The 22019-nt window shown below is 38.8% G+C and carries 21 protein-coding genes; 2 read left to right on the top strand and 19 right to left on the bottom strand.

Annotated elements, in window-relative coordinates; genetic code table 11:
- Window positions 1–8 precede the first annotated feature (8 nt).
- From N7Z68_RS16840 to N7Z68_RS16800, 9 genes are all read right to left on the bottom strand, one after another.
- The gene (locus tag N7Z68_RS16840; protein ID WP_275119641.1) at window positions 9–2195 is read right to left on the bottom strand and encodes a RelA/SpoT family protein; all 2187 of its coding nucleotides are present in this window, start codon (window positions 2193–2195) and stop codon (window positions 9–11) included.
- A gap of 403 nt (window positions 2196–2598) precedes the next feature.
- Window positions 2599–3111, bottom strand: a complete 513-nt coding sequence (locus N7Z68_RS16835; protein WP_275119640.1) for an adenine phosphoribosyltransferase — start codon at window positions 3109–3111, stop codon at window positions 2599–2601.
- Between the two features lie 3 nt (window positions 3112–3114).
- Window positions 3115–5469 (bottom strand): single-stranded-DNA-specific exonuclease RecJ, encoded by a 2355-nt coding sequence (gene recJ, locus N7Z68_RS16830; protein WP_275119639.1) that lies wholly within the window; start codon window positions 5467–5469, stop codon window positions 3115–3117.
- 156 nt (window positions 5470–5625) lie between these two features.
- The gene (locus N7Z68_RS16825; protein ID WP_275119638.1) at window positions 5626–5958 is read right to left on the bottom strand and encodes a LapA family protein; all 333 of its coding nucleotides are present in this window, start codon (window positions 5956–5958) and stop codon (window positions 5626–5628) included.
- A 1-nt stretch (window position 5959) separates the two neighbouring features.
- Complete coding sequence (locus tag N7Z68_RS16820) at window positions 5960–6865, bottom strand: cation diffusion facilitator family transporter (RefSeq protein WP_275119637.1); 906 nt, start codon at window positions 6863–6865, stop codon at window positions 5960–5962.
- A 111-nt stretch (window positions 6866–6976) separates the two neighbouring features.
- Window positions 6977–7915 (bottom strand): protein translocase subunit SecF, encoded by a 939-nt coding sequence (secF, locus tag N7Z68_RS16815; protein WP_275119636.1) that lies wholly within the window; start codon window positions 7913–7915, stop codon window positions 6977–6979.
- Entirely contained in the window at window positions 7905–9206 is a 1302-nt protein-coding gene (gene secD / locus N7Z68_RS16810) for a protein translocase subunit SecD (protein ID WP_275119635.1), read from the bottom strand. The genes secF and secD overlap by 11 nt, the downstream gene beginning before the upstream one ends.
- Window positions 9207–9312: 106 nt before the next feature.
- Window positions 9313–9615 carry a post-transcriptional regulator gene (locus N7Z68_RS16805; RefSeq protein WP_275119634.1) on the bottom strand — a complete coding sequence of 101 codons (303 nt, stop codon included), beginning with the start codon at window positions 9613–9615 and terminating at the stop codon, window positions 9313–9315.
- A 602-nt stretch (window positions 9616–10217) separates the two neighbouring features.
- Window positions 10218–11054 (bottom strand): DUF368 domain-containing protein, encoded by an 837-nt coding sequence (locus N7Z68_RS16800; protein WP_275119633.1) that lies wholly within the window; start codon window positions 11052–11054, stop codon window positions 10218–10220.
- Between the two features lie 223 nt (window positions 11055–11277).
- Here N7Z68_RS16800 and spoVB point away from each other — a divergent pair, with 223 nt between their 5' ends.
- Window positions 11278–12846: a stage V sporulation protein B gene (gene spoVB, locus N7Z68_RS16795; protein ID WP_275119632.1), complete on the top strand. Its 1569-nt coding sequence runs from the start codon at window positions 11278–11280 to the stop codon at window positions 12844–12846.
- 93 nt (window positions 12847–12939) lie between these two features.
- Here the strand turns inward: spoVB and N7Z68_RS16790 are convergent, their stop codons facing one another.
- The 3 genes from N7Z68_RS16790 to N7Z68_RS16780 all read right to left on the bottom strand — a co-directional run bounded on the left by N7Z68_RS16790 (window position 12940) and on the right by N7Z68_RS16780 (window position 15656).
- The gene (locus tag N7Z68_RS16790; protein WP_275119631.1) at window positions 12940–13209 is read right to left on the bottom strand and encodes a hypothetical protein; all 270 of its coding nucleotides are present in this window, start codon (window positions 13207–13209) and stop codon (window positions 12940–12942) included.
- Between the two features lie 143 nt (window positions 13210–13352).
- Window positions 13353–14012, bottom strand: a complete 660-nt coding sequence (locus N7Z68_RS16785; protein ID WP_275119630.1) for a DUF421 domain-containing protein — start codon at window positions 14010–14012, stop codon at window positions 13353–13355.
- Window positions 14013–14369: 357 nt separating this feature from the next.
- Window positions 14370–15656: an ArsB/NhaD family transporter gene (locus N7Z68_RS16780; RefSeq protein ID WP_275119629.1), complete on the bottom strand. Its 1287-nt coding sequence runs from the start codon at window positions 15654–15656 to the stop codon at window positions 14370–14372.
- A 169-nt stretch (window positions 15657–15825) separates the two neighbouring features.
- Here N7Z68_RS16780 and N7Z68_RS16775 point away from each other — a divergent pair, with 169 nt between their 5' ends.
- The gene (locus N7Z68_RS16775) at window positions 15826–16197 is read left to right on the top strand and encodes a TIGR04086 family membrane protein (protein WP_275119628.1); all 372 of its coding nucleotides are present in this window, start codon (window positions 15826–15828) and stop codon (window positions 16195–16197) included.
- A 183-nt stretch (window positions 16198–16380) separates the two neighbouring features.
- On the opposite strand, the gene yajC is transcribed toward N7Z68_RS16775, so the two are convergent.
- The 7 genes from yajC to N7Z68_RS16740 form a co-directional block, all read right to left on the bottom strand.
- On the bottom strand, window positions 16381–16644 hold the full coding sequence (gene yajC, locus N7Z68_RS16770) for a preprotein translocase subunit YajC (RefSeq protein WP_275119627.1): 264 nt from the start codon (window positions 16642–16644) through the stop codon (window positions 16381–16383).
- 79 nt (window positions 16645–16723) lie between these two features.
- Entirely contained in the window at window positions 16724–17863 is a 1140-nt protein-coding gene (gene tgt, locus N7Z68_RS16765) for a tRNA guanosine(34) transglycosylase Tgt (protein ID WP_275119626.1), read from the bottom strand.
- Complete coding sequence (queA, locus tag N7Z68_RS16760; RefSeq protein ID WP_275119625.1) at window positions 17864–18907, bottom strand: tRNA preQ1(34) S-adenosylmethionine ribosyltransferase-isomerase QueA; 1044 nt, start codon at window positions 18905–18907, stop codon at window positions 17864–17866.
- Window positions 18908–18986: 79 nt separating this feature from the next.
- Window positions 18987–19205: a DUF2905 domain-containing protein gene (locus N7Z68_RS16755; protein WP_275119624.1), complete on the bottom strand. Its 219-nt coding sequence runs from the start codon at window positions 19203–19205 to the stop codon at window positions 18987–18989.
- Complete coding sequence (ruvB, locus tag N7Z68_RS16750) at window positions 19202–20158, bottom strand: Holliday junction branch migration DNA helicase RuvB (RefSeq protein WP_373323170.1); 957 nt, start codon at window positions 20156–20158, stop codon at window positions 19202–19204. Before ruvB ends, N7Z68_RS16755 begins: the two co-directional genes overlap by 4 nt.
- A 70-nt stretch (window positions 20159–20228) precedes the next feature.
- Window positions 20229–20843, bottom strand: coding sequence for a Holliday junction branch migration protein RuvA (gene ruvA / locus N7Z68_RS16745; RefSeq protein WP_275119622.1), 615 nt, complete (start codon window positions 20841–20843; stop codon window positions 20229–20231).
- A gap of 524 nt (window positions 20844–21367) precedes the next feature.
- Complete coding sequence (locus N7Z68_RS16740; protein WP_275119621.1) at window positions 21368–21955, bottom strand: intercompartmental signaling factor BofC; 588 nt, start codon at window positions 21953–21955, stop codon at window positions 21368–21370.
- Window positions 21956–22019 lie beyond the last annotated feature (64 nt).

Genomic DNA, 22019 nt, shown 5'->3' with positions numbered 1-22019 from the left:
AAAACTCCTTAATGCATAATTCTTCGTACGGAATAAATATGAGGTAATTGCTTTATCTTTTCGACCACCTTATGCAAGTGATCTACATTTTGAATTAAAATCGTCATATGAATAGTTGCGACTTTATTGCGATGATCCGAACGACCGGACACAGCATTTATTGTAGTTCTCGATTCTGTTACAGCATGAAGCACTTGGTTCAGTAAGCCGTTGCGGTCAAAGCCGGTAATTTCAATATCAACGTTGTAATTTTTGTTTTCTAGATGGTTAGCTTCCCATTCCACTCCCAACAGACGCGTTTTTGCTTCATCCGTTAGTACATTTGGACAGTCGGTACGGTGAATGGACACTCCCCGGCCTTTCGTAATGTAGCCGATAATGTCATCACCTGGAACAGGATTACAACATTTTGACAGACGTATTAATAAATTATCGACACCTTTTACGGTTACACCTGTACTCGTCTTCTTCTTAGGTGCCAACGTTTGAATTTCGGCTACTGCTTGCGCGAGCGATTGCTCTTCTTGCTCTGGTTCAGTGTCCTTTTTAAATTTTTCAGCTAAACGGTTCACAATCTGTTTCGGACTCATTCCGCCATAGCCGACCGCTGCGAACATATCCTCTTCGCCTGCGAAACTGAATTTTTGAGCCACCTCAGCAAGGTTCTCAGTTGTAATGACATCTTTAGGATCTAAGTCTAATGCTTTAACTTCTCGTTCAATGACTTCTTTCCCCTTCATCACATTTTCTTCGCGGCGTTCTTTCTTAAACCATTGGCGGATTTTATTTTTTGCATGTGAGCTTTGTGTAATTTTAATCCAGTCTTGACTAGGTCCATAAGAGTGTTTTGACGTCATAATTTCAATGATGTCACCAGTCTTCAGTGCATGGTCAAGCGGAACCATCTTCCCATTGACTTTTGCTCCAATACAGCGATTGCCAATTTCGGAGTGAATCCGATAAGCAAAGTCTAAAGGTACCGATCCTCTAGGAAGTTCAATTACATCACCTTTTGGCGTGAAAACAAAGACCATATCAGAAAATAAATCGATTTTAAGTGACTCCATAAATTCTTGAGCATCTTGTGAATCGTTTTGAAACTCGATAATTTCTCGGAACCAGGTTAATTTCGTTTCTAGTGACTCAGCATCATTTCCTACGTCTTTTCCTTCTTTATAGGCCCAGTGAGCTGCAACCCCAAATTCTGCAATCCGGTGCATTTCTTCTGAACGAATTTGAACCTCTAACGGATCACCATTCGGTCCTAGTACCGTCGTGTGTAATGACTGATACATGTTCGCTTTTGGCATCGCAATATAGTCTTTAAAACGACCAGGCATTGGTTTCCAACACGTATGAATGACACCTAAAACGGCATAGCAATCCTTAATGTTCTTAACGATGATGCGAACAGCTAATAGATCATAGATTTCATTAAACTGTTTATTTTGGAGCGCCATTTTCCGATATATACTATAAATATGCTTGGGCCGTCCTGAGATATCCGCAATGACATGAATGTCATTTAAGTTCGCTCGTATTCTCTTAACAACCTCATCTACATACTGCTCTCGCTCGGCACGCTTCTTCTTCATCAAATTAACAATTCTATAGTATTGCTGTGGATCTAAATAACGAAGAGCTGTGTCTTCCAATTCCCATTTAATCGTTGAAATCCCTAAACGATGTGCTAATGGAGCAAAAATTTCTAACGTCTCGTTTGATATACGACGTTGTTTTTCAGGCGGTAAATGTTTTAACGTCCGCATATTGTGAAGTCGATCGGCTAATTTAATTAAGATTACCCGAATGTCTTTTGCCATCGCCACAAACATTTTCCGGTGATTTTCTGCCTGTTGCTCTTCCTTTGACTTATATTTAATTTTTCCGAGTTTTGTAACGCCATCTACCAGCATCGCAACTTCACTATTAAAAGCTTCTTTCAGTTCCTCAATCGTTACGTCTGTGTCTTCAACGACATCATGAAGAAAAGCGGCTGCAATCGTATCAGGATCCATTCCTAATTCAACTAGAATTCCAGCGACTTGAATCGGATGGTGGATATACGGTTCCCCTGATTTCCTGTACTGCTCACTATGGGCTTCTTCTGCGTACGCATATGCTTTTTTTATAAACGCCATATCTTTCTCTGAAAGATAACGTTCTGCTTTTTCAAATAATTGATCTATCGTCATGGAATCACCTTTTTATCCCTACATAATTGGTCCCATTTTTTCTATATTTCTTTATATTATCATTAAGTAGCCTATATGTGTAAAGATAAAATACGAAAAATGTCGAACTTCATTTATATTTTAGACGAGAATTTTGAATTATAGCCCTTAAATTTGAAGCAGAAAGCTTTGATCAGTGGATTCAGGGGCTTGAGTAGTATATAAGTAAAGAATGAAAACTTTTTTCTCATTTGGCCGACTGAGAGACGCTATTTGAACGTAAATCACACACAACATTAAAAAAAGCTGACCTAAAAGTATTCGGTTCCCCACACTATGACCTATTAATATTACCCTTGTTCCAAAGAACTTTAGTCATTATGGAGGCTCCTGACAATTTACTTTTAAGTCAGCCTGTTATTATTTAGTATTGTGTTAATGTATACACATCGTAATCTTGAAGCTTATCTCTTCCATCAAGGTAAGTCAGCTCAATTAAGAACGCAATTCCAACTACTTCTCCACCTAGCTGTTCAACCATATTAATGGTTGCTTCGATCGTACCTCCAGTTGCAAGAAGATCATCGGCAATTACTACGCGTTGCCCCTTTTGAATAGCATCCTTATGAATCGTAAGACTATCATTTCCATACTCTAATCCATAATCTACTGAAATAACTTCACGGGGAAGCTTTCCTTTTTTACGAACAGGAACAAAGCCTTTTTCTAATTCGAAAGCAATTGGACATCCGACAACAAACCCACGTGCTTCTGGACCTACAATAACGTCAGCATTTTTTTCGCGAGCAAAATTCGCTAGTTCTTCAATCGCTTTTTTATACGCTTGTCCATCTTGCATTAAAGTTGTAATGTCCTTAAATCGAATACCCTCTTTTGGGTAATCCTCTACTATCGTAATATACTGTTTAAAATCCATCTCTTATACCGACTCCTTAACTTTTCTTACCTGGTCTATTGCTTGATCGAACCAGAGCTTCAACTCATAATAAGAGGAATATAAAAATTGCTGCTCTAGCTTCGACTGTTCTGTCATTCGTTGATACGTCTCAGATTCGTCGAGTCCTTTTTTCGAAGGGGTAGGATGCAGGCTAATAATACCATTGTTTATTGTAACAAAATCTAATTCAAAAAACACCTGTGTCATAAAATCTACCGTATTTTTCGACCAGCCTTTATGGGTCGCAAGTTGCTGACCATAGCGTTTCATATCAAAAGATCCTTTTTTCGATAAAAATGCATAATACCATTTAAAGTGTTCTCGTTTCGGAAGTGTTGAAAAATAGTTGGAATCTTCTTGGTAAAATACGGAATAGATACGTTCCGGCCCTCCCGTTTCCTTTAGAAGTAACCCTTCCAATTGCTTGGTAGACCTTGGTAAGTCTAACAGTACAATATATTTATTGGCTATATTAACATCATCATCCGAACCAACATAACAAACTTCTTCATTTAGAGTGTCTAATCCTAGCTTATCCATCGTAGTAGATTGGAATGCAATTAATTTTCGTTTTTGTTTGGGTAAAGACGCGATATTTGCTGCTAACTTTTTGGCATTTCGCCAATCAAACAGCTGCCATTCGTTTACTTGAACATCTTCAATAAACAGTTGCGGCTTACAATGTCCGTTCCACTCATTGACTGATACCGTACCAACGGCAGAAACCTTCGCAGCTGGATTGATTTCAGGATGGACATAACCCAGTTGAAACCCGATACCATCTAACGTTGTTCCATCTTGTTCAAAAAGGACCTTTAAGTGGTTTTCATCACTGCCGATTCGGCGGATTTGTCCGATATTCACATCTTCTATCATGACTTTTGGTATCGGATTACTTACGCCATAAGGAGCTAATTCATCTAACTGATTAATGACATCTAGTGAAATTTCATCTAATTTAGCCACAAGGTCAACGTTCGTAACTGGTACAAAATCCTCTTTTGTAAGAAGTTCATCCGCTTGTTTATTTAACCGGCTTCTCAGCTCTTCAATATGTTCAATTTTCATTGTAAGTCCAGCAGCCATTGGGTGTCCGCCAAAGTGTGGAAGGATATCTCTGCTTTCCGATAAATTGACAAACATATCAAATCCTTCAATACTTCGGGCAGATCCTTTTGCTACTCCTTTTTCCTTATCAATGCTCAGCACGATCGTCGGCCGATAAAACTTTTCAACTAACCGTGAAGCTACAATCCCGATAACGCCAGGGTTCCACCCTTCTTTTCCAACGATTAAAACATGATTCTCAGAAGGCGGAAACTGTGTTTCCACTTGTTCAATCGCTTCTTTTGCCATTTCGTCCACGATTGCTTTTCTTTCTTTATTTAGTTGGTCGATTTCTTCAGCTATTTCTTTTCCAGTTAACTCATCATCTGTCGTCATAAGTTCTACTGCTGGATCTGCTGAATCAAGCCGGCCTGCTGCATTAATACGAGGACCAATTGCAAAACCGACATGCTCGGCGTTCATTACTTGCGTATCAATACCCGCTATCTTCTTTAATGCTTTTAAACCAGGCTTCGTCGTGCGCTGTAACGCTTCAATTCCTTTTTTAGCAAGAAGTCGATTTTCATCAACTAACGGTACAAGGTCCGCAATCGTTCCTATCGCTACTATATCTAATAAATGAACAGGTACTTCATCTAGTAACGCATGTGCTAGTTTAAATGCAACTCCAACTCCCGCTAAGCCTTTAAACGGATATGTACACCCTGGCTTTTTAGGATTTACAATCGCATAGGCATCCGGCAATTGCGGCGGCGCTTCGTGGTGGTCCGTGATAATAAGGTCAATCTCGATTTCTTTAGCTACTTCTGCTTCATGAACAGCGGAAATACCAGTATCCACTGTAATTATTAGCTCATATCCATCAACCTTAGCTTGACGAAAAGCTGCTTCATTAGGACCATATCCTTCAGTAAAGCGATTCGGAATATAGTAATTAAAATTAGCTCCTAATTCTCGCATTAAATAAACCATAACGGATGTACTACTAACACCATCCGCATCGTAGTCACCAAATATTAAGATCTTTTCATTTCTCTCAATAGCCAACTTAATTCGATCCACAGCTTCTCTCATCCCATCAAGTAAGAAAGGATCGTAAAAAGAAACTTCTTCTTTATATAAAAAACGTGTGGCAGCCTCTACCGTCTCGATACCTCTTAGTACGAGCAACTTTGCCACGATTGGTGTTAAGTTCAATTCACTTACTAATAAATCTACTTTCTCTTGTTCTAGCTGTGCTAGCTTCCATCTTTTGTTTGATTTAAGCATAAAAAAAACACCCCTTGACCTAACTATTATACAAGAGGGGTCATAGAGGGGCAATGAATAATAATCTGGTAGTTTTCAATGAACGGGAATAATATTGTCCGTCAATTATTATGAATAGCCAATTATACAGGAATAACAAATCCAGCTAGATCGATTTTAATTTCCCTTGGCTTTCGTTTGTTCACTACCTTCTTTGTTTGATTGATCTTGATTTATGTCCTTTTTCTTTTGATTCGTTGGACTATTTTTCACAGCGTTCGTTTGCTTTAGACGCTTTATTTCTTGTTGCAATTGGTAAACTTTAACCATACCTACCGCGCCAACAATAATCCCGCCCATTAATACGGAACCGATAATGACGAGAATTAATGGCCAATCGGCCGTTCCAAATAAATAATTGACACGAACTGCTTCAACATTGATGACAGCAAAAATTGCAATAATAAGTGCAGCAATAATTCCTAATATAAACCCCCATTGACCGCGCATCTTACGTCACCTCCTTATTTTTTTCGTATGGGTTAATATGCACTAACACATCATGGACATGGTTTTCTTCAAGCAGTCTCGTTTTCACCGCTTTCCCAATCGCATGACCTTCCTTAACCGTAATGTCAGGGTCGACGGCAATTTTTAAATCGATAATGACGTAATGACCGTGTTCTCGCGCTAAAAATTCATCAAGATTTAAAACCCCTTCAACTGAAGTTACTGCTTTTTTCATCTCAACCGTATCTTCTTCATGAAGAACGTGATCTAACGTATTGTGGATCGACTGACTTCCGAGACTCCACGCCATTTTAACGATTAATATCGAGACAAATAACCCAGCGACTGGATCTGCATAGACGAGCCAAGGTATTCCGACAGCTCCTCCAATAATAGAACCACCAATACCAAGTAAAGCTGCTATTGAGGAAAAAACGTCAGAACGGTGATGCCACGCATCTGTTATTAACGCTTCACTTCTATATTTCTTACCCAAATGATACTTATATCTAAACATAATTTCTTTCACAACGATGGAAAAAATGACAGCATAGATGGCTATCACCTTTGGAACTGCGATCGGTTCAGTAAAAGCCTTTATCGCATCAATCGCAATTTCTACGCCAACGATAAACAGAAGTACTGCAACAATAATCGCAGCAATGGACTCAGCTTTTCCATGTCCGTACGGGTGATCGCGATCAGGAGGCATTTTCGCTGCACGAACACCAATGAGCACAGCAACTGAACCTACGACATCAGAAGCTGAGTGAACAGCATCAGCAATTAAGGCGCGACTGTTTGAAAGAAATCCAACGACGCCTTTAATAATTGCTAAAATAATATTACCGATAATTCCAACCCATGCACCCATCTTCACTTTCTGATAGCGAATTTCTTCATCCATACTGTCACCTTCTTAATATCGTATTCCATTACGTATTGTCCTGTGTAAAAAAGCACATAAGTAAATTATACCAACAAAAAGGCCACGGTATGCACCATGACCTTAAGTATTTTATACTTCCCCTTCAGCTTGGGGTTTACTTTTAAATTTTCTTCTTTCTAATTGCTTAGATTTCCATACGAGCCACAATTGAGCCGCTAAGAAAATGGAAGAATAGGTTCCAGCTACTAATCCAATAACGAGAGCAAATGCGAACGAACGGATCGCTTCTCCACCAAAAATGAAGATCGCAGCCGCAGCTAGGATTACAGTAAGAACTGTATTAATCGATCTAGCCAATGTTTGCGTTAAACTTACATTAACGATATTTGCTAAGTCATCAAAAGATTTTACACGCTTTGCTTTATTCATATTTTCTCGAATCCGGTCAAAAGTAACGATCGTATCATTAATCGAGTAACCTACAATCGTCAGTACAGCCGCAATAAACGGAACATTGACTTCAAACTGTACGACACTAAAAACAGCAATAATAAAGAATGCATCATGGAATAACGCCACAACCGCTGCAACTCCATAAAGCCATTCAAACCGAATCGCTACATAAATAACAATCCCAACAGATGCGATCATTACCGATATTAAAGCGTTACGAGCCAGCTCTTTACCAACCATCGGAGATACAGTACTCACATTCGGTTCTGCGCCGTATTTTTCGTTAAAATAGATCTGGATCTCAGCAATCTCATTCGGTTCAAGCTGACCAATGAATCGTGCGTGGACGAGATTATTTTGTTCTCCCGCCATCGTAATATCATCTGGGGTGTACCCTTCACCGATACTAGCAAAGTCCTCCATGATTTGCTCTGCCGTAGCAGGTTCAGTTGTCGCCACCTCAACTCGTGAACCACTTTCAAAATCAATACCAAGATTTAATCCAACGGTTGAGAGTAAGACCACCCCAACGAGAGCTGCGACCAAAGAAAGGATGAAAAACTTTTTACGGTGCTTGACAAAGTCAATCGTCCGGTCATGAAAATTAAAGCTCATTGATCTCACTCTCCTTTACACCAAACATACGAGGCTTTTTATTGAAAATTCGACTATTTACCCAAAGCCCTAATAATAATCTTGAACCGTAAACAGCTGTTAAAAAGCTCGTTAAGATACTGACAATTAACATAATCGCAAAACCTTGTACAGAACTTGTCCCATAGTAAAACAGAACACTAGCCGCTAAAATTGTTGTGATGTTTGCATCAAGTATCGTCGATAATGAACGTCTGCTTCCAGCTTTAAACGCTGACATGATTGATTTCCCGGAACGAATTTCTTCTTTAATTCGTTCATATGTGATGATATTGGCGTCAACTGCCATACCGACCCCTAGAATTAATGCCGCAATCCCTGGTAGTGTTAAAACCGCATTCATCCAGTTAAAAATAACGAGGACGAGGAAAATGTAAACGGATAAAGTAATAACTGCGATTGTCCCCATAAAACGATAGAAAATTAACATATAGATAAAAATAAGCGCGACGCCGATAAATCCAGCGAAGATCGTATTTTTCATCGCCTGTTCACCGAGTGACGCTCCAACTGAGTTCGAATAAAGCTCATCTAGTTGAACAGGAAGAGCACCGGCATTCAGTACTTCTGCTAAAAACGTCGCTTCATCAATCGTAAAGTTTCCTTGGATAACTACATTTCTAGTATTTAAAACTTCCCTAACCGTTGGTGCAGATAAAAATTTCGGGTTTTCTTTACCTACTTCTCCATAGAAGCTATCGCCTTCTTCAAAATCTAACCAAATGACAAGAAGGTTTTCACCTAATGGAGCCCGGTCACGAATTTCTCTTGTTACTTCACCAAACTGGTTCGCATCTTTTAGCGTAACCGCTACCTCTGGTTGGTTCGCCTCATTGAAAGTTACACGTGCGCCACCTTCTTGAAGGTCCGCCCCATCTAATTTAACAACATCATCGACGTCACGAAAGGTTAGCTGTGCTTCAGTTGCAAGTAAATCACGTGCGGTTTGCTGGTCCTCTACTCCAGCCAACTGAACCCTAACTCGGTCTTCCCCTTCAATGGTTATGTATGGCTCTGAAACACCTAGAACGTTAACACGTTGATTTAGAGCACTAACGGTTGCATTGAGGACGTCATCATCAATGACACCGCCTTCATCCACAGGCTTGACTTGATATAAAATTTCAAATCCACCTTGAAGATCTAAACCTAACTTAATTTCTTTTGCAATTCCCATAATGGTCGTACTTATTAAACCACCAAGAATAATTACAATGAGAAAAAAAGTAATAATACGACCTTTTTTCACCATAGTATGAACTTCCTCCTTAACAATCACAACAATTATACTTGTCCAAAAAATAAGCAATAGTTCAATTATAGCTATTGTACTTTTTCCATGTCAATTATAGTTAGTATTACGGTTTACTTATTCCTTCGCCCACTAACTCTTCGATAACTCCTTCATTTGCAAACCAATCGGCAGCATTGTAATTTTCGACGGTTAAATAATTCATATACTCAGGGGCACGAAGGGTTAAGATCACATTAACAAATTCATGGAGATGTATATATTCCTTTTTTTTACGTAATTTGTACATAACACTTTTCCATAGGTGATCCACTGTCGCTTTGTTATATCCAAGCATCTGGAACTCTTCCACTTTACTTTGCAAAGCGGGCATGACATCATCTTTCCAAACTTCAAACTGCTGTTTCATTCCATCGACTCTCCTTTTCCCCTTTTTTCCATTATAATCTTTTTTCTGATAAAAAAACTATTATATTCATATGGTTTTTGTTTTTCGTTCGATTGGGAATCTTCGGGTGTATTCTATAATAATCTCAGCTTTCGTTCACGTTTTCTCCTAATTGTTTCCTCCTCCGCTCACGATTCGTTACCCCTTTCGTTCACACTTTTTCCTAATTTCTCCCTCTACCGCTCACGATTCAGCGCTTTCCGTTCACGCTTTCTCCTAATTCTTTCCTCAACCGCTCACGATCCATTCCTTTTCGTTCACACTTCTTCCTAGTATTTTCCTCTACCGCTCACGATCCATTCCTTTTCGTTCACACTTCTTCCTAGTATTTTCCTCTAACGCTCACGATCCATTTCTTTTCGTTCACGCTTGCTCCTAATTTCTCCCTCTACCGCTCACGATCCAGCGCTTTTCGCTCACGCTTTCTCCTAATTTTCCCCTCTAACGCTCGTCATTCCAGGCTTTGGGTTGGGTGGGGGTTGATCTTGATCCTACTGCTCATCATTCCGCGTTTGTTTTTTAATCAGCTAGGGTTTTCCCGACCTCCAAAAAAAAACTGCCCCTTAGGACAGTTTTCCATTCCGATTGGTTTCCATTTTGCCAAAGAAGGTAGCTACAAAAAAACCAGCGATAAACGTTACAACACTAACGATCAGTAACATTATGTTATTTTCAATTCCAGGGAAAATCACTACGATTGATCCGATGACCATTCCAATGATAAAAGCATATGTGAAAACAGGTAACGTCTTAAGCAAGAAACGAATGATCTTACTACTCACAATTAAGCCAACCCCTACTCCTGCTCCAACAATTAATATAATTAATAGGTTTAACTCCGCAACAGCGTGAATAACAGAATGATATACACCTAGTAATAACAAGACAAAAGATCCACTAATTCCAGGTAATAGCATCGCCATGCTCGCAATCCAGCCTGAGAAGAAAAATACTAGTCCAGATGAAGCTGTCACCGTTTCAATTATGGTATGACTTTCTCTTTCAACAAAGAAGGTTGTCGATCCAATAGCTATACTAGACACAACCAGAACTAAATAATGTGCGGGCTTAAACGTATTCTTATAATCTATCTTGCTAAATAGGTAAGGAATAATTCCACCTATTAAACCTAGAAAGAAAAAATAAGTGGGCTGTGGATAGAACTCCAACAACCATTTAATAAGACGACTTAAGAGAAAAACTGCTAATATTGCTCCAATGGCTAACGGAATTAAAAAGCCCAGATAGTCTTTCCACTTTTTACTGAAAAACCCACTGATTGCTGCAATTAAACGATCATAAATTCCTAGGATAACTGCTATTGTCCCTCCACTAACACCTGGAACGAGGTCAGATATCCCAATCATCATACCGCGAAAGATATTTTTCCACTCAAACATATTGTATCCCCTTCAACAATGAGATGTATTTCAATTTATGTACAGCTTGTTTTATTTATGCTGTCAACATTCAGAATCAAAAGTCATCTTCTCACTTTCTAACAGTTATGTCAATTTATTTTTCAGCTATTATTTTCACCGAACAACTTGTCATGCTTGACCACCTTGCTTGCATATAAATGAATGTAGACATAGACCATTATTAGAAAGTAGGGCTTCTCACATGTCAAAACAAACCTTTATACAAGGTACGATTATTTTAATCTTAGCTGGACTAATTACACGTATTTTAGGGTTTATAAATAAAATTGTAGTCGCTAGAATTATGGGTGCTGAAGGTGTAGGGCTCTATAGTATGGCCGTACCGACCCTACTGCTCGTAATTACCATTACACAATTAGGGTTGCCTGTTGCGATTTCGAAATTAGTGGCGGAAGCAGAAGCTAAAAAAGACCGTAAAAAGATAAAAAGAATCCTAGTGGTTTCATTAGCAACGACAGGAATTTTAAGTGGTATTTTTACTACAGCTATGATTGCTTTTGCACCTATCATTGCTAAAACCCTGTTAACAGACGAACGAGCTTACCTTCCCCTAATTGCCATTGCACCGATTGTCCCAATTGTAGCATTGTCGAGTGTGCTTAGAGGATATTTTCAAGGGCGTCAAAATATGAGGCCTACCGCTTTTTCTCAAGTTATCGAGCAAGTTGTACGAATTACACTAGTTGCGGTTATGACAAGTGCGTTTTTACCTTACGGGGTCGAATACGCTGCGGCTGGGGCAATGGCTTCTGTCGTTATTGGAGAACTTGCATCACTCCTGTACATGCTGTTTATGTTCAAAACAAATAAACGCATTCGTATTCGTAAAGGCTTTATGGATTACTTGCGTCAAGGAAAAACGACATTTAATGAACTGATGAGTATCGCGCTTCCAACAACGGGTAGTCGACTAATCGGATCCATTGCTTTTTTCTTTGAACCAATTGTTGTTGCTCAAAGTCTCGCGATTGCTGGTGTTGCAACTGTCGTTGCCACTAAGCAGTACGGTGAACTGGCTGGATTTGTTATTCCATTGCTTTTATTACCGACATTTATTACGTATTCATTGTCTGTTTCACTTGTCCCTGCAATTAGTGAAGCAGCTGCACAAAAAAAGTATCGATTAATTAATCATCGGTTAGATCAAGCTTTACGACTTGCCCTGATTTCAGGTGGAATATCTGTTGTCGTTTTATATATCTTTGCCGAGCCGATTATGTCATTAATGTATAATGCTCCAAACACAGCGATCTATTTACAAGTCATGGCACCATTTAGCATCTTTTTATATTTTCAGGGGCCGTTACAAGCGACTTTGCAAGCTTTAAATTTAGCAAAAGCTGCGATGATGAACAGTTTATTCGGCGCCGTCATTAAAACCGCTGCTATATTTGTTCTTGCAACTAGACCAGAGCTTGGAATAATGGGTGCTGCCTTAGCGATTGTTATTGGCATGGTCCTTGTCACGCTGTTACACTTCGCTTCTATCGTTAAAGTATTAAGCTTTACGTTACATGTCCGAGAAGTCGGTAAATCGCTTCTTGCAATGGTAGCGACTGGAGCCGTTGGAATGCTCTTATATGAACATGCTTTCTTATCGATGAGCTTACTTGTTAAGACCCTGCTCTCTCTTACGATTGTTGGTCTATTCTACGGATTACTCCTAATCGTATTAGGTTTAATCAAAAGAGAAGAAATCATTCGCGTACCATTTATCGGAAAATGGCTAGCCCCATTCACAAAGGCATAAAAAAGTCGGTAGCAGGCACCTTTAACGAACTAATGTGTTAAAGGTGCCTGCTACCGTTTATTACCGTTTACTGCTGTGGTAGCAATTTGTGGTTTACCACCATAAGAAGGCGCTTGCTAAAGCAAATCCACCGATTGCTGCTAATGCAATTGGAACGACTCCAACTCCCCATGGACGGAAACCCCATCCTCCATAAAACCCATAACTAAATCCACCTAATCCACCAGAATGTGGGTGTACCGGTTCAATATAAACAAATTGATGATCTACATTAACGATACGGCCATAATGCCTACGTCCACATTTTTCATAAATAGTAACAACCTTACCTCGGTGCTTGCAGCACATTTGATAATAATCCATTTGTCTCCTCCTTTCTGTTACTACTGCATCCTATTGCAGAAAGGAGCCTATTGCTTGTACGGATGTACTGTATTGTACAATTTTTTTAATTATACAAGCCCAAGAACAAAATATAGTCCCCCATCCATAAAGGGGGACTTGCTTTATTTTTCATCCTTTAGATCAATAAAGAAGCTGTCGTCGTCATGTATAGCACAATAAGAAATTTTTTTAACTTCTCGATATCCAAGCTTTCGTAACTGTTGTCTTAACCATAATGGCGTTTTACCGAGCTGTTCGAGATGTTCTTCATTTACTTTTCCATCGAGAATTACCGGTAATGGTAATCTTGGTTGCTGATCATCCGGCCGGTCTTTATCTTTTTCAATCACCGATAATTTACCCGAAGGTTCAAGAATAGCAAACTCCACATCAGACAATCTACTTACTTTGTTTTGCCTCAGTTGAACGAGTAGATCATCAAAGTTATACCGCTGCTTTCGCATTTCTCCTTCATCAATTTTTCCTTGATTAATTAACACTGACGGTTTACCATCTACCAGTTTTCGCAAGTTCTCACTTTTAAGCGAAATAAATGCAAATAGAATTTGAATTAATGAAAGTACGACGATCGGAATGATGGTATGTAACATCGGGACACGAATATTCTCAATTGAAATTACCGCTAACTCTGCAATCATAATTGAAACGACAAAGTCAAGGACTGATAACTGACCAATTTCACGTTTACCCATGAAACGAAAAATAAACAAAATGATAAAATAAATAAAGATTGTCCGTAAAATTATCGTTGAAAAATCCATTGATTGCGCCTCCCTTCGTCTCACTCCTACGTCCCTATCTTAAAAGTTGTTTAAAAAGTCGGGGAAAAATCTCTGTCGAATTCAGCTTGCTCTTTCGCTCTTCACGTATTAACAGCGTGCGAGGATGATGCTACGGAGCAACCAACTTTATTCTCGGAGACTGTGCTTCCCATACTTCCCGGATTTATTTGTCATCGTTTTTGAACACACAGTAAAAGCAAATAAACCTAATCCTCCTTGTGACAAGTAAAGTTAGGTTTATTTTTGCCTTAGACAGTTATAAAATGAGATGAAGCTTTTGGCAACACGTCCAATGTATTTTTTGCATTCCCATTCGCATACACAATACAGGATCTTTTAAAAGTAGATCAAATAACGAAAATAAATATAAATAGTGGAAATAATAAACGAAACAAGAGCAACCGGCGCACCTACTTTTAAAAACTCTAAATAGCTAAAGGATTGTTTCGCTTTAACCGCTAAGCCTGCAACAATCACATTTGCTGTCGCGCCAATTAATGTTGCATTCCCACCAAGACATGCCCCTAAAGCAAGGGACCACCATAAAGGATCTAAGTTCGTCATCCCGTAACTTTCAAACTCAAGGATGACTGGTATCATTGCTGCCACAAACGGAATATTATCAACAAAACCAGAAAGTATGCCTGATCCCCACAAGATATAGATAGCGGTTTTTGGTAAATCACCTTCTGTATAATAAATAATCGACTTAGCAATTTCATCAATCAAGCCAACTTCTTTAATTCCACCTACAAGCATAAATAACCCGATAAAAAAGAATAATGTCACCCACTCAATCGACTTAAACACTTCTTCTACATCTTGCGTTTGATAAGTTAACAACATGAGCAGAAGCGCACCACCCATGGCAATACTCGTTATATCAACATTCAAAAGCGGTTGAATAATAAAGCCTATCGTCGTAATACTTAACACTGAAATGGATTTTAATAATAAAACTTTATCCTTTAAATAATCTTTCGGCCGTACTCTTTCTAACTTCGATTGATCCTCTAATGAAACCTGTAAAGAATTTCGATAGTACGCAACGAGGCCAAACATGACAACTATAAAAATAAGTACTACCACAGGACCCAGATGTACAAGAAAATCATTAAACGTTAAATGCTCTACAGCTTGCCCGATCATCAAATTAGGCGGGTCCCCAATCAAGGTTGCCGTTCCCCCAATATTTGACGCCAGTATGATCGATAACAAAAAAGGAACAGCATTAAGCTTTAATAGCTTAGTTAGAGTTAAAATGATCGGAACAACTAATAAAACCATAGTCACATTATTTAAAAAAGCTGAACCGAGTGCAGTCATTAGCGATATTAATATGAGAAGTGGAATAGGCCTTCCATTTACGTATTTGGCAACATGAAGGGCAATGTACTCGAAAAAACCACTTTGACTAGTAATGGAAACTAAAATCATCATCGCTAATAATAGCGAGATCGTATGCCAATCAATATATTGCAGGAAAGCTCCGTCCAAATCAATAATTCCAACAAAGAGCATCCCTACTCCACCTAAACAGGCCACTAACGCCCGATTAACTTTTTCACTAATGATGAATATGTAACTGATGATAAAAATGATAAAGGCTAAGGTCACTTCCATGTTGAATTTTCCTCTCCCTATTATTTCTACCATCCTATGTCAGGGATGTCCCATTCATGTTGATTTTTAACAAACCAAACATTTTTTTTAAAAGTTTATTCTAGGTTTGGCCAAGCATGAATAAGCTGTATTAACTGTATAAATGAATGGTTGAAAGGAGAGGGTTTCATTGGTATACCGTGGAATATTCGGATCCATGCTTTATGGTCTAATCGGTGTATTGTTTATTGCTGTTGCCTTTAGCTTTGTTATTTCATTAATATTATCATTCAGTTCTTTAACTGAAGCATCATTTTCTTGGTTCATTCTTATCGTTTCCTTTTTGGCGCTTTTCATTGGTGGGATGATTGCTGGTGTTAAAGCCAAACAAAAAGGTTGGATGGTAGGAGCAGGTACCGCACTTTTATTTACAGTCATCACATTCTTGATCCAATACTTAGGATACAATTCGACCTTTACGATGGAACAATATCTATATCACGGCGGGTATTTACTCGCTTCAGTATTTGGCGGAATAATTGGCGTGAATGTAGGAAAATAAATAAAACAAGCTGTCTTATAAGTTTACTCACTTAAGGGACAGCTTGTTTTATTACGCGAACAAATATTTCCACCCTTACTAACACAAAAAAGAAAAAGAGACTGACTTACAGGCTCAGGTTCATTTCTACACCAATGGCGGTAGAAGAACCGAGTCTTTAGGAGTCAGTCTCTTTTATGTAAATCAATCTGGATTTACAACTTCACGTACCGCATTACGGTCAAACGTAAGCTTGCGATTATCGTTGACAAGAATAACCATAATGTCTTCGTCGATTGAATCAATGACACCATGCAGGCCGCCAATTGTGATAATTTTATCACCTTTTTGTAAGGCTGCATGCATTTCACGAATTGCTTTTTGACGCTTTTGCTGTGGACGAATGAGTAAAAACCAGAAGATAGCAAACATCAACAGCAACGGTAAAATAGTAGTTAGCATTTCCATGTTAATTTCCCCCCTTTATAAAATATAATGTTTTTCGTTGTTCAAAAAGAGATCATACGATCTTTCCTTTGAACCACCTTTAGAAGTTTTTCGCATTAGGTTTATTAAATCCATACTGTTCGAAAAACTCTTCTTTGAAGTCAAGAAGACGGTCTTCACGAATTGCTTGTCTCACTTGTTCCATTAATTTTATCAGGAAATAAAGATTATGGTAAGAGGTAAGTCGAAATCCGAAAGTTTCCTCACATTTTACAAGATGTCGAATATACGCACGGCTGTAATTTTTACATACATGACAATCACAATTTTCATCAAGCGGTCGGTAATCTCTAGCATATTTTGCATTACGGACAACAAGACGTCCCGTGCTTGTCATACATGTCCCATTTCTGGCAATACGTGTCGGCAATACACAATCAAACATATCGATTCCTCGAATTGCACCATCGATAAGAGCATCCGGCGAACCTACCCCCATTAGATAACGGGGCTTATTTGTCGGTAAAAGCGGTGTAGTAAATTCCAACACTCGATTCATAACATCCTTCGGTTCACCTACTGATAAACCACCAATGGCATAGCCCGGAAAATCCAATGAGACAAGGTCGGCAGCACTTTGTTTACGCAGTTCCTCATATTCTCCACCTTGAACAATTCCAAATAACGCCTGATCCTCTGTACGTTTATGAGCCTTTAAACATCTCTCGGCCCAGCGACTCGTCCGTTCTACCGAGCTTTTCATATAATCATATTCCGCAGGGTATGGTGGACATTCATCAAACGCCATCATAATATCCGGTCCTAACGCATTCTGGATTTCCATCGCGCCTTCAGGACTAAGGAACAGCTTCTCACCACTTAGATGATTTCTAAAATGGACACCCTCTTCTACGATCTTACGTAAGTCACTTAAACTAAAGACCTGAAACCCGCCAGAATCGGTTAAGATGGGACGGTCCCAGTTCATAAATTTATGTAAGCCCCCTGCTTCTTTAACAATATCCTGACCTGGTCTCAACCATAGGTGGTACGTATTACTTAAGATAATTTGTGCGTTAATTTCTTTTAATTCTTCTGGACTCATCGTCTTTACTGTTGCTAATGTCCCTACTGGCATAAAGATCGGTGTTTCAATTACGCCATGGGGAGTATGAATTTTTCCAAGTCGAGCTCCAGATTGTTTACACGTTTTAATTAATTCATAGGTTACGGCAGACAATTAACGTTGCCCTCCTTCTCTAATAAACATAGCGTCACCGAAACTAAAAAAGCGATATTGATTTCGGACGGCATGTTCATAAGCTGAAAGTATATTTTCTCTTCCTGCTAATGCGGACACAAGCATGACTAGTGTTGACTTTGGCAGGTGAAAGTTTGTAATTAAAGAGTCAATTCCACGGTAGGTATAACCAGGATAAATAAAAATATCCGTCCATCCTGAAGCAGCTTCAAACTTTCCATCACATTGGCTGGCAATCGTTTCTAAAGTTCGGGCTGACGTTGTCCCTACAGCAACAATTTTCCCGCCTTGTTCCCTTACCTGATTAAGAAGCCCAGCTGTTCCTTCAGTCATTTGATAAAACTCAGCATGCATCTCATGCTCTTCAATACTCTCAACACTAACTGGTCTAAATGTACCTAAACCAACGTGAAGCGTAATAAAAGCAATGTGTACACCCTTTTCTCGAAGTTTTTCGAGAAGTTCCTCAGTAAAATGAAGACCTGCAGTAGGTGCTGCAGCTGACCCGCGATGTTTAGCAAATACGGTTTGATAACGATCTTGATCTTCAAGCTGTTCTTTAATATATGGTGGAAGGGGCATTTCACCTAAAGAATCTAATATTTCATGAAAGATTCCTTCATACTGAAACTCGATAATTCTGCCACCATGGTCAAGACTTTGTCTACAGACCCCGCGAAGTTTCCCGTCACCGAAAGTGAGTACAGTCCCTTCTTTTACCTTTCTGCCTGGCTTTACTAACGTTTCCCAAGAGTCACCTTCTAATTGTTTGAGAAGAAGAACTTCTACTTTAGCTCCAGTATCTTCTTTTATTCCAAATAGCCGAGCAGGAAGAACCCTCGTATCATTTAATACAAGACAGTCTCCTTCGTTAAAAAAATCAACGATTTCGTAGAAATGTCGGTCTTTTATTTCACCCGTTTCTTTATCTAAAACAAGCAGCCGTGATGCCGTTCGATCAAGTAAAGGGGTTTGAGCAATTAATTCTTCTGGTAAGTGAAAGTCAAAGTCGTTTACATTCATTTTATTCGTTCCTTTTCAAAATGGTCAGATGTCAATCTTTATTAGCATACATAAACAAAAACTTAAACACAAGTACAACCTAACGAAATCGTCCGATGATCAATAGAATAAGTGAAATCACTACACTCAATACAATGGAAGTAACAATCGGAAAATAGAAAGTGGTATTTTCCTTTTTAATTAAGATGTCACCAGGCAGTTTTCCTAGAGGTAATATTCTTCCCCCTACTTGCCACAAAATTCCTATAATAATTAAAATGACACCAATCGTTATTAACAGCTTAGGCATATTGCTCAAGCTTCTGGCACCTCCATTTGAAAATGGTTGTAGACTAAAGGCGTAACTATTCTTCCACGCGGTGTTCTTTGTAAGAAGCCGATTTGAAGAAGGTATGGTTCATACACTTCTTCAATAGTATCTGGTTCCTCACCGATCGTTGCTGCAATCGTATCAATACCGACTGGACCACCTCGAAACTTTTCAATAATCCCCATTAATAATTTATGATCAATATGGTCTAATCCTAAACGGTCTACTTGCAGACGTTCTAAAGCGTGATGAGCTATGGGTGCCGTTATTTGACCATCTCCTTGTACTTGAGCAAAGTCACGGACTCGGCGGAGTAAGCGGTTAGCGATCCTCGGTGTTCCACGAGATCTTCTTGCAATTTCTAATGCAGCCTCTTCTCCTAGCTCTGCTTCTAAAATATCTGCGGTCCGTAAAACAATTTGAGACAGTTCTTTCTCATTGTAATATTCTAACCTTGATAAAACTCCAAAACGATCTCTCAACGGCGCTGACAATAATCCTGCTCTTGTCGTTGCACCTACAAGCGTAAACGGCGGTAAATCGAGACGTACCGACCTGGCTGTTGGTCCTTTACCGATAACAATATCAATACAAAAGTCTTCCATCGCAGGATATAACACTTCTTCAACAACCCTGTTTAATCGGTGGATTTCATCGATGAATAAGACATCCCCTGGTTCTAATGCTGTTAATACGGCAGCTAAATCCCCTGGTCTTTCTATTGCTGGTCCTGAAGTCGTTCTCATCTGAACTCCCATTTCATTGGCAATTATAGCAGACAGCGTTGTTTTCCCAAGTCCTGGCGGGCCATATAAAAGGACATGATCTAAACATTCTTGACGCATTTTAGCCGCTTCAATAAAGATCTTAAGGTTGTCTTTCACCTTCTCCTGTCCAATGTACTGAGAGAATTGCTGCGGACGGAGACTGCCCTCAATCATGTCTTCCTCGATCTGCGATTGTGCAGAAATTATACGTTCTTCCACCATTTTTCCTCCTGTCCGATTGTTATTACAGCTTCAGCATAAGTTGTAATGCTTTTTTTATGTATTGATCTGTCGTCAACTGTTCTTTTTCCAACTGTGGAACAATCTTATTGATTTCACGATCCACATAGCCTAGTGCTTTTAACGCTTCAACTGCTTCTTCCAGCTCTTTTGAGGCAATGCTATTCTTAGGCTTACTAAATGCTTCCGATAGATCTTGTTGAAAAAGATTTGGTGCGAATTCATCTAATTTACCTTTTAGATCTAAAATGATTTGCCGTGCTGTCTTCTTACCAACACCAGGAAACTTGACAAGGAACTTTTCATCTTCTTCTTCAATTGCATTAACGAGCTGTTCAGGTTGACCCGAAGCAAGAATGGCTAAAGCACCTTTAGGTCCGATTCCAGAAACATTTAATAGCTTTTCAAATAAGTGTCGCTCTTTCCTCGTTTTAAAACCATAGAGGCGGATTAAATCTTCTCTGACATGTTGATATGTATAGATTTTACATGTTTCTTCTAATTCTTTTTGGAATATATATGGGTTAGGACAATGAATTTGGTATCCAATCCCGTGGGTTTCAATTACGATAAATTGAACATCTATATGGTCTACTTTTCCTTGAATATAATCAAACAACCGACTCTCTCCCTTTTAACTGGATGCTTTGTGAAAACATTAATTTCTTAATTCAGTATAGTCTAATCTTATGTAAAAAAACGAACATGTATTTCTATATTATCACATACAAACTTTTTCATATAGTGTAAACACAACCTTACCCCTTTAGCTAAGTGTCAAGGGGGAGTGAAGGAGACACGTAGTCTCTTCTTTCGTTACTGGGTTCTCCTATATTTTTCCTATACCGCTCACGATTCAACCCTTTTCGTTCACTCTTTCTCCTAGTTTTTCCCTCTACCGCTAACGACTCAACCCTTTCCGTTCATGCTTTCTCCTAGTTTTTCCCTCTGCCGCTCACGATCCTACCCTTTTCGTTCACGCTTTCTCCTAGTTTTTTCCTCTGTCGCTTGTCATTCCGTGCTTTTGGTTACTGCTTCCGCCTATTTTTTCTAGTAGGCACACCATTGATTGTTTCTCCAATGCATCGTAATAACACAAGTAGCAACACTAAACACAAAAAAGACGTGAAGTATCACGTCTCTTTACATTTCTGTTATTGCATATTTTTCTAACGTTTTTAAAACTTCCTGATAATTTTCACGTGACATTACGGGAATTCCATTTTTTAATTCACTTTCATGATGGCTCTTTAATTTTTGGGTATTGATCTGGAAGAACGACTGGATTATTTTTTGGTCGTCTGGTTTTCCTTCATAAATATTTAAGACACCATCTTCCGAGATCCCAAAATATCCATTAATTTTTAATAAAGGTGATATATCATCTATCTCCTGCTTAAAAAGTATTTCTTCTTCGTTTTGATCAACCAGCAGCCATTGGTCATAAAATGCCCAAAAATCTTCCATAGACCAAATGGTTTCTTCAACTACTTCTTCACTTATTTCACCATCTAGATATACTCGTTGTAATTTTACTTGTATCGTTTTAGGTCCTGCATCTGCATTTTCAACCATTTTCATTACTGGAACTACTGACTTAGAAGCATGGGATTGAATAGTATTTGCACCTTCTGGTTGAAATCCTAAAAGTAAGACAAAGCATAAAGAAAATAGGACAGCTATCACCATATGTTTTTTTGTTATTTTCTTAATGATTTGACCGTCCTTCATATAATCACCACCATATAAAAAATAAAAGCATTTATTCATATTTATTCTAGCCATGAATAAATGC

The sequence above is a fragment of the Alkalihalobacterium chitinilyticum genome (genome assembly GCF_029028005.1).
In the GTDB taxonomy this organism is placed as follows: domain Bacteria; phylum Bacillota; class Bacilli; order Bacillales; family Bacillaceae_F; genus Alkalihalobacterium; species Alkalihalobacterium chitinilyticum.
Note: the sequence above shows the minus strand (reverse complement) of the source record. Positions and strands in the feature narration are given on the sequence as shown.

Bases quoted from the DNA above. Each gene is read 5' to 3' on its own strand.
- N7Z68_RS16840 (WP_275119641.1), bottom strand. From the start codon at position 2,195: ATGACGATAGATCAATTATTTGAAAAAGCAGAACGTTATCTTTCAGAG.
- N7Z68_RS16835 (WP_275119640.1), bottom strand. From the start codon at position 3,111: ATGGATTTTAAACAGTATATTACGATAGTAGAGGATTACCCAAAAGAG.
- recJ (WP_275119639.1), bottom strand. From the start codon at position 5,469: ATGCTTAAATCAAACAAAAGATGGAAGCTAGCACAGCTAGAACAAGAG.
- N7Z68_RS16825 (WP_275119638.1), bottom strand. From the start codon at position 5,958: ATGCGCGGTCAATGGGGGTTTATATTAGGAATTATTGCTGCACTTATT.
- N7Z68_RS16820 (WP_275119637.1), bottom strand. From the start codon at position 6,865: ATGGATGAAGAAATTCGCTATCAGAAAGTGAAGATGGGTGCATGGGTT.
- secF (WP_275119636.1), bottom strand. From the start codon at position 7,915: ATGAGCTTTAATTTTCATGACCGGACGATTGACTTTGTCAAGCACCGT.
- secD (WP_275119635.1), bottom strand. From the start codon at position 9,206: ATGGTGAAAAAAGGTCGTATTATTACTTTTTTTCTCATTGTAATTATT.
- N7Z68_RS16805 (WP_275119634.1), bottom strand. From the start codon at position 9,615: ATGAAACAGCAGTTTGAAGTTTGGAAAGATGATGTCATGCCCGCTTTG.
- N7Z68_RS16800 (WP_275119633.1), bottom strand. From the start codon at position 11,054: ATGTTTGAGTGGAAAAATATCTTTCGCGGTATGATGATTGGGATATCT.
- spoVB (WP_275119632.1), top strand. From the start codon at position 11,278: ATGTCAAAACAAACCTTTATACAAGGTACGATTATTTTAATCTTAGCT.
- N7Z68_RS16790 (WP_275119631.1), bottom strand. From the start codon at position 13,209: ATGGATTATTATCAAATGTGCTGCAAGCACCGAGGTAAGGTTGTTACT.
- N7Z68_RS16785 (WP_275119630.1), bottom strand. From the start codon at position 14,012: ATGGATTTTTCAACGATAATTTTACGGACAATCTTTATTTATTTTATC.
- N7Z68_RS16780 (WP_275119629.1), bottom strand. From the start codon at position 15,656: ATGGAAGTGACCTTAGCCTTTATCATTTTTATCATCAGTTACATATTC.
- yajC (WP_275119627.1), bottom strand. From the start codon at position 16,644: ATGGAAATGCTAACTACTATTTTACCGTTGCTGTTGATGTTTGCTATC.
- queA (WP_275119625.1), bottom strand. From the start codon at position 18,907: ATGAATGTAAACGACTTTGACTTTCACTTACCAGAAGAATTAATTGCT.
- ruvB (WP_373323170.1), bottom strand. From the start codon at position 20,158: ATGATTGAGGGCAGTCTCCGTCCGCAGCAATTCTCTCAGTACATTGGA.
- N7Z68_RS16740 (WP_275119621.1), bottom strand. From the start codon at position 21,955: ATGAAGGACGGTCAAATCATTAAGAAAATAACAAAAAAACATATGGTG.